The sequence below is a fragment of the Mycolicibacterium canariasense genome (genome assembly GCF_002101555.1).
GTDB lineage: Bacteria > Actinomycetota > Actinomycetes > Mycobacteriales > Mycobacteriaceae > Mycobacterium > Mycobacterium canariasense.
Window position 1 is genome coordinate 50,393 of record NZ_LQOL01000040.1, and the last position, 6,581, is coordinate 56,973.

Sequence of the window (6,581 nt, forward strand, 5' to 3'; positions counted from 1 at the left end):
GTGTTGCGTTGGACTACCGCTGGTGAATCCCATGGCCGCGCCCTGGTGGCCATGGTCGAAGGCATGGTGGCGGGGCTGTCCGTCACCTCCGACGACATCGCCGCCCAGCTGCAGCGGCGCCGTCTCGGCTACGGCCGCGGCGCCCGGATGAAATTCGAGAAGGACCAGGTCACCGTGCTGGCCGGGGTGCGCCACGGCGTCACCCTGGGCGGACCCATCGCCATCGAGATCGGCAACACCGAGTGGCCCAAGTGGGAGACGGTGATGGCCGCCGATCCGGTGCCCGCCGAACAGCTGGACAGCGACGCCGCCCGCAACGCGCCACTGACCCGCCCGCGGCCCGGCCATGCCGATTACGCCGGCATGCTCAAGTACGGTTTCGACGACGCCCGCCCGGTGCTGGAGCGGGCCAGCGCCCGCGAGACCGCCGCGCGCGTCGCCGCGGGCACCGTCGCCCGCGCCTTCCTGCGCCAGGCCCTCGGCGTCGAGGTCATCTCGCACGTCATCTCCATCGGCGCCTCCAAGCCCTACGACGGTCCCGCCCCGCTGCCGCAGGACTTGGAGCGCATCGACGCCAGCCCGGTGCGCGCCTTCGACGAGCAGGCCGAGCAGGCCATGATCACCGAGATCGAGGCGGCCAAGAAGGACGGCGACACCCTCGGCGGTGTGGTCGAGGTGGTGGTGACCGGCCTGCCGATCGGGCTGGGCTCGTTCACCAGCGGCGAGAACCGGCTCGACAGCCAACTGGCCGCTGCGGTGATGGGCATCCAGGCGATCAAGGGTGTCGAGATCGGTGACGGTTTCGAGACCGCGCGCCGGCGCGGGAGCGTCGCCCACGACGAGATGTACCCCGGACCCGACGGCGTGCTGCGTTCCACCAACCGTGCCGGCGGCCTCGAGGGCGGGATGACCAACGGTCAGGCGTTGCGGGTGCGGGCGGCGATGAAGCCGATCTCCACGGTTCCGCGGGCGCTGGCGACCGTCGACATGGCCACCGGTGACGAAGCCGTCGCCATCCACCAGCGATCCGATGTGTGCGCCGTGCCCGCCGCCGGCGTGGTGGTGGAGACCATGGTGGCGCTGGTGCTGGCGCGGGCCGCGCTGGAGAAGTTCGGCGGCGACTCGCTGGCCGAGACCAAGGCCAACGTCGAGGGCTACCTGGCCGCGGTGCGGGAGCGTGAACCGGCCCAGCAGGCCTCGGGATAACCCATGGCGCCTAAGGCTGTACTGGTGGGGATGCCGGGATCCGGTAAATCCACGATCGGGCGGCGCCTGGCCAAGGCGCTGCAGGTGCCGTTGCTGGACACCGACGCCAAGATCGTGGAGGCCACCGGCCGCAGCATCGCCGACATCTTCACCGAGGGGGAACAGGAGTTCCGCCAGATCGAAGCCGATGTGGTGCGCGCCGCGCTGGCCGAACACGAGGGTGTGGTCTCGCTCGGCGGCGGTGCCATCACCACGCCGGCGGTGCGCGAGGCGCTCGCCGGACACACCGTCATCTATTTGGAAATCAGTGCCGCAGAGGGGGTTCGGCGTACCACCGGCAGTGCGCGCCCGCTGCTGGCCGGTGACGACCCGGCGGAGCGGTACCGCACCCTGATGGCCCAGCGGGTGCCGCTGTACCGCGAGGTGGCCACCATGCGGGTCAACACCAACCGGCGTAACCCGGGCGCCGTCGTCCGGCACATCGTCACCCGGCTGGAAGGCTGCGGGCAGGGGCACCGGTCCCGGCGCCGGCGCCGCCCGCCGTGGCGGCGGCCCACCATCTTGAACCCGGCCCCCACCACCGACGCACCGCCCACCCCGGCGGCGTTGGCCCGACGAGCAGAGGCGCGCAATGAGTGAACCGGCAACCGACCCCGTCACCGTAGAGGTGCTGGTGGCACGGCCGTACCCGGTCATCATCGGCACCGGGTTGCTCGAGGACCTCGGCCGCGTCCTGGAGGGCAGGCACAAGGTCGCGGTGCTGCACCAGCCAACCCTCACCCAGACCGCCGAGGCGATCCGGAAACACCTGCAGGACAACGGAATCGATGCGCACCGCGTGGAGATCCCGGACGCCGAGGCTGGTAAGGAACTGCCCGTCGTCGGCTTCCTCTGGGAGGTGCTCGGCCGGATCGGGGTGGGGCGCAAGGACGCCCTGGTGAGCCTGGGCGGGGGCGCCGCCACCGACGTCGCCGGGTTCGCCGCGGCCACCTGGTTGCGCGGCGTGGACATCGTGCACGTGCCCACCACCCTGCTCGGCATGGTCGATGCGGCCGTCGGCGGCAAGACCGGCATCAACACCGATGCCGGCAAGAACCTGGTCGGTGCGTTCCATCAGCCACTGGCCGTGCTGGTGGACCTGGCCACCCTGCAGACGTTGCCGCGCAACGAGATCGTGGCCGGCATGGCCGAGATCGTGAAGGCCGGTTTCATCGCCGACCCCGTCATCCTCGACCTCATCGAGGCCGACCCGGAGGCCGCGATCGACCCGGCCGCAACGGTGCTGCCGGAACTGATCCGGCGGGCGATCGCGGTCAAGGCTGAGGTGGTGGCCGCCGACGAGAAAGAGTCGGCGCTGCGCGAGATCCTCAACTACGGGCACACGCTGGCGCATGCCATCGAACGCCGTGAGCGGTACAAGTGGCGGCACGGTGCCGCGGTATCGGTGGGGCTGATCTTCGCTGCCGAGTTGGGGCGCCTGGCCGGTCGCCTCGACGACGACACCGCCGACCGGCACCGCCGGGTGCTGACGGCGCTGGGGCTGCCGGTCAGCTACGACCCCGACGCCCTGCCGCAGCTGTTGGAGTACATGGCCGGGGACAAGAAGAACCGGTCGGGCATCCTGCGGTTCGTCGTGCTCGACGGTCTGGCCAAGCCGGGTCGGCTGGAAGCGCCGGATCCGAGCCTGCTGGCGGCCGCCTATTCGGTGGTGGGAAACCCGTAACCGCTACTCGGCGCGCTCGGGCTGCACGGCCGCGAACACGTCGGTGTCGGCGCGTTCGTCACCCTCGCGCCGGCGCTCGTACGGCGGTGCCTTGCGATCGACCGTCCAGCGGCCGATGGTCACCGCGACGACACCGGCCAGGAAGACCAGCAGCGCGGTGAACGCCGCGAACGAGGTCAGCTCACTGATCAGGTTGCCGGTGTACACCGCCGGGTAGACCAGCCCGATGAACCAGGTGACCAGGTCGCCGAACAGCCCGGCGACCAGGCCGGCCAGCAGCCAGACCATCGCCAGGTCGGCGCGCCGGTCCGGGTCGGACTGGGCGGTGGCGTCGGCCCGGCCGTCCAGGTAGCCCCACACGAGCACGGGTACGGCCAGGAAGAGGCCCAGCGCCGGGCTGATCCAGCCGGCCTTCGTCGGGAAGGCGTCGACCAGTGCACCCTGGATCAATCGCAGGACCACCACCACCGCCGCGAACACGAGTCCGCGCAGCAACCACTTGCTCATGAGGGCTCAGCGTAGCGAGTACCGTCAGCGGTCGTGACGATATCTGCGCGCCGAGTAAAGCTCAGAGCGGCGCTGGCCGCCGCCGATCTGGACGCGATGCTGGTAACGGACCTGGTCAACGTGCGCTATCTGTCCGGTTTCACCGGATCGAACGCCGCGCTGCTGGTTCTGGCGAACGACGACACGCCGGTCCTGGCCACCGACGGCCGCTACGTCACCCAGGCCGCCGCCCAGGCCCCCGACGCGGAACTCGTCATCGAGCGCGCCTGCGGCCCGCATCTGGCCGCCCGTGCCGCCGGTGCGGGTGTCCGCCGGCTCGGCTTCGAGAGCCATGTGGTGACCGTCGACGGCCACACCAGGTTGCAGCGGGCGGCCGAGGGGGTCGACCTGGTTCGGGCACCCGGCGTGGTCGAGGGGTTGCGCGAAGTCAAGGATGCCGGCGAGATCGCCATGCTGCGGTTGGCGTGCGAGGCCGCCGACGCGGCGCTGCACGACCTGGTCGAGGGTGGCGGGCTGCGGGCCGGACGTACCGAGAAAGAGGTCGGCCGCGAGCTGGAGTCACTGATGCTCGACCACGGCGCCGACGGGGTGTCCTTCGAGACCATCGTCGCCGCCGGCGCCAATTCGGCGATCCCGCACCACCGCCCGACCGACGCGGTCCTGGCGCCGGGGGATTTCGTGAAGATCGACTTCGGCGCGTTGGTGGCGGGCTACCACTCGGATATGACGCGCACCTTCGTGCTGGCGCCGCTGGCGAGCTGGCAGCGCGAGATCTACGACCTGGTGGCCACCGCGCAGCGGGCCGGCCGGGAGGCGCTGGCCCCCGGCGCCGGACTCAAGTCCGTCGACGCGGCATCACGGCAGGTCATCGCCGGTGCCGGCTACGCCGAGAACTTCGGGCACGGGCTGGGACACGGGGTCGGATTGCAGATCCACGAAGCGCCGGGAATCAGCGCGTCGTCCGTCGGTACACTGCTTGCTGGCGCTGCGGTGACCGTGGAGCCCGGTGTCTACCTGCCCGGCCGGGGCGGTGTCCGAATCGAGGACACCCTGGTCGTGGGCAGTGCGGACGCACCCACACCCGAGTTGCTCACCCGGTTCCCCAAGGAACTGTTCGTCATCAACTGATCTAGGAGCTGTACAGACCGTGGCATCAACCGCCGACTTCAAGAATGGGCTCGTCCTGCAGATCGAGGGCCAGCTGTGGCAGATCACCGAGTTCCAGCACGTCAAGCCCGGTAAGGGTCCGGCCTTCGTGCGTACCAAGCTCAAGAACGTGCTGTCCGGCAAGGTGGTCGACAAGACTTTCAACGCCGGCGTGAAGGTGGAAACCGCCACCGTCGACCGCCGTGATGCCACCTACCTGTACCGCGACGGCTCGGACTTCGTGTTCATGGATTCCGAGGATTACGAGCAGCACCCCCTGCCCGAGTCGCTGGTCGGCCGGCTGGCCGACTTCCTGCTGGAGGGCATGCCGGTGCAGATCGCGTTCCACGAGGGCGTCCCGCTGTACCTGGAGCTGCCGGTCACCGTCGAACTCGTGGTCACCCACACCGAGCCGGGCCTGCAGGGTGACCGCTCCAGCGCCGGAACCAAGCCGGCCACCGTGGAGACCGGCGCCGAGCTGCAGGTGCCGCTGTTCATCAACACCGGCGACAAGCTGAAGGTCGACTCGCGCGACGGGTCGTACCTCGGCCGGGTGAACAGCTAGGGATGACTGACCGCAAAGGCGACAAGGGCAGGCACCAAGCCCGTAAGCGCGCCGTCGACCTGCTGTTCGAGGCAGAAGCGCGCAACATCACGGCGGCCGAGGTGGCCGAGGGCCGCAACAAGCTGTCTCACACCCAGGCCGATATCACCGCGCTGAACCCGTACACGGTGACGGTGGCGCGTGGGGTCACCGATCATGCCGCGCATATCGACGAGCTCATCGCCGCGCACCTGCAGGGCTGGACGCTGGACCGGTTGCCCGCCGTGGACCGGGCGATCCTGCGGGTGGCGGTGTGGGAGCTGTTGCACGCCGACGACGTGCCCGAGCCCGTCGCCGTCGACGAGGCCGTCGAGCTGGCCAAGGAATTGTCCACCGACGAGTCGCCGGCATTCGTCAACGGTGTGCTCGGCCAGGTGATGCTGGTGACCCCCCAGATCCGGGCCGCCGCCGCGGCGCTGCGAGGTTCGGAAGGGACCTGATGAACGCACCTCAGGACTGGGCGCCCTACATGAACGTCAAGGACGCCGCCGGTGTGTACCTGCGCGATCCCGAGCTCGCGTTGGAACAGCTGAGGTCGGTCGTCGAATTTCCCGGTATCGCGTCGTTCATCATGTCGCGCGGTGAAACGGAAGAGTCCTGGGGTTCGGCACTGTGGCAGGAGGTCGTCGCCACCGACGGGCGGCGGCTGATCATGTGGCGCGCCGACGACGAGTTCGCCGACGACCGCCGTCAGCTGGCGTCCTCGGTGCGCACCATCCTGCTGTCGACCATCACCGACCACATCCTGTCCACCCAGTTCGAGGTGCTCGACGACGGGACCCGGCGGCTTTCGGAGGTCCGACTGCGGATGTACACCCAGCTGGTGACCCGGTCCAGGAAGACCTCGGCCACCGACAGCGACCTGTATTGCGAGTCATTCCGCTACACCAAGTCGGTGGGCAACGGCGGGCTGGCGCAGATGGAACGTCTGCTGCAGTTCGGCCGGGTGCTGTCACGGTCGATGTGAACTCTCGACTCGCCGAAATGCTGCGGTCGCCGGAAGCGGTTGCCGCGCACCTGAACTGATTCGATGCGGTGGTGAGCGCGTCGCCGCATTCGGAAGGGTGCGTGTCATTGCCCGGCTCTGAGCGACTTTTCAGCGACAAAGCGCCAATTCTCTTGGTGCTGAGGAAAACCGGGCGGAGCTGTCGGGGCCGCGGCGTAGGGTGAACGTATGTTCGATCCGGCTTCCCTCGGTGATGCGGAGCTGATCGATGCGTTGCGGGACAAGACCCGCGATGAGGCGATCGCCGCCGCCGACCGGCTGGCGGTGATCGCCGCGATCGTCGCCCGGCATTGCGATGACGAGGATGACGGTACCGCCCACGCCGCGATCGACGGCTGGGAATACGCCGCGGCCGACATCTCGGCGGCGTGTGGTTTGACCAAGAAGGC

The 6,581-nt window shown here is 69.4% G+C and carries 8 protein-coding genes and 1 pseudogene; 8 read left to right on the forward strand and 1 reads right to left on the reverse strand.

Features of this window, described 5'->3' with window-relative positions:
- From aroC to aroB, 3 genes are read left to right on the forward strand one after another with little or no spacing between them, the layout of a single operon-like run.
- The gene (aroC, locus tag AWB94_RS08995) at positions 1–1,206 is read left to right on the forward strand and encodes a chorismate synthase (protein WP_062659359.1); all 1,206 of its coding nucleotides are present in this window, start codon (positions 1–3) and stop codon (positions 1,204–1,206) included.
- 3 nt (positions 1,207–1,209) lie between these two features.
- The gene (locus AWB94_RS09000; RefSeq protein ID WP_062659256.1) at positions 1,210–1,845 is read left to right on the forward strand and encodes a shikimate kinase; all 636 of its coding nucleotides are present in this window, start codon (positions 1,210–1,212) and stop codon (positions 1,843–1,845) included.
- The gene (gene aroB / locus AWB94_RS09005) at positions 1,838–2,929 is read left to right on the forward strand and encodes a 3-dehydroquinate synthase (protein ID WP_062659255.1); all 1,092 of its coding nucleotides are present in this window, start codon (positions 1,838–1,840) and stop codon (positions 2,927–2,929) included. Before AWB94_RS09000 ends, aroB begins: the two co-directional genes overlap by 8 nt.
- A 3-nt stretch (positions 2,930–2,932) precedes the next feature.
- On the opposite strand, the gene AWB94_RS09010 is transcribed toward aroB, so the two are convergent.
- Positions 2,933–3,436: a B-4DMT family transporter gene (locus AWB94_RS09010; protein WP_062659254.1), complete on the reverse strand. Its 504-nt coding sequence runs from the start codon at positions 3,434–3,436 to the stop codon at positions 2,933–2,935.
- 33 nt (positions 3,437–3,469) lie between these two features.
- Between AWB94_RS09010 and AWB94_RS09015 the strand changes: the two genes are divergently transcribed.
- From AWB94_RS09015 to AWB94_RS09035, 5 genes and pseudogenes are all read left to right on the forward strand, one after another.
- Positions 3,470–4,564, forward strand: coding sequence for an aminopeptidase P family protein (locus AWB94_RS09015; RefSeq protein ID WP_062659253.1), 1,095 nt, complete (start codon positions 3,470–3,472; stop codon positions 4,562–4,564).
- 19 nt (positions 4,565–4,583) lie between these two features.
- Entirely contained in the window at positions 4,584–5,147 is a 564-nt protein-coding gene (gene efp, locus AWB94_RS09020; protein ID WP_062659252.1) for an elongation factor P, read from the forward strand.
- Positions 5,148–5,149: 2 nt separating this feature from the next.
- On the forward strand, positions 5,150–5,626 hold the full coding sequence (gene nusB, locus AWB94_RS09025; protein ID WP_062659251.1) for a transcription antitermination factor NusB: 477 nt from the start codon (positions 5,150–5,152) through the stop codon (positions 5,624–5,626).
- Positions 5,626–6,153, forward strand: a complete 528-nt coding sequence (locus tag AWB94_RS09030) for a hypothetical protein (protein ID WP_062659250.1) — start codon at positions 5,626–5,628, stop codon at positions 6,151–6,153. Before nusB ends, AWB94_RS09030 begins: the two co-directional genes overlap by 1 nt.
- A gap of 207 nt (positions 6,154–6,360) precedes the next feature.
- Positions 6,361–6,581 (forward strand): annotated as a pseudogene (locus AWB94_RS09035) (HNH endonuclease); the annotation flags it as partial.

Excerpts from the sequence above, each read along its gene's own strand:
- AWB94_RS09030 (WP_062659250.1), top strand. The coding sequence starts at position 5,626 with ATGAACGCACCTCAGGACTGGGCGCCCTACATGAACGTCAAGGACGCC.
- AWB94_RS09000 (WP_062659256.1), top strand. The coding sequence starts at position 1,210 with ATGGCGCCTAAGGCTGTACTGGTGGGGATGCCGGGATCCGGTAAATCC.
- aroB (WP_062659255.1), top strand. The coding sequence starts at position 1,838 with ATGAGTGAACCGGCAACCGACCCCGTCACCGTAGAGGTGCTGGTGGCA.
- nusB (WP_062659251.1), top strand. The coding sequence starts at position 5,150 with ATGACTGACCGCAAAGGCGACAAGGGCAGGCACCAAGCCCGTAAGCGC.
- AWB94_RS09010 (WP_062659254.1), bottom strand. The coding sequence starts at position 3,436 with ATGAGCAAGTGGTTGCTGCGCGGACTCGTGTTCGCGGCGGTGGTGGTG.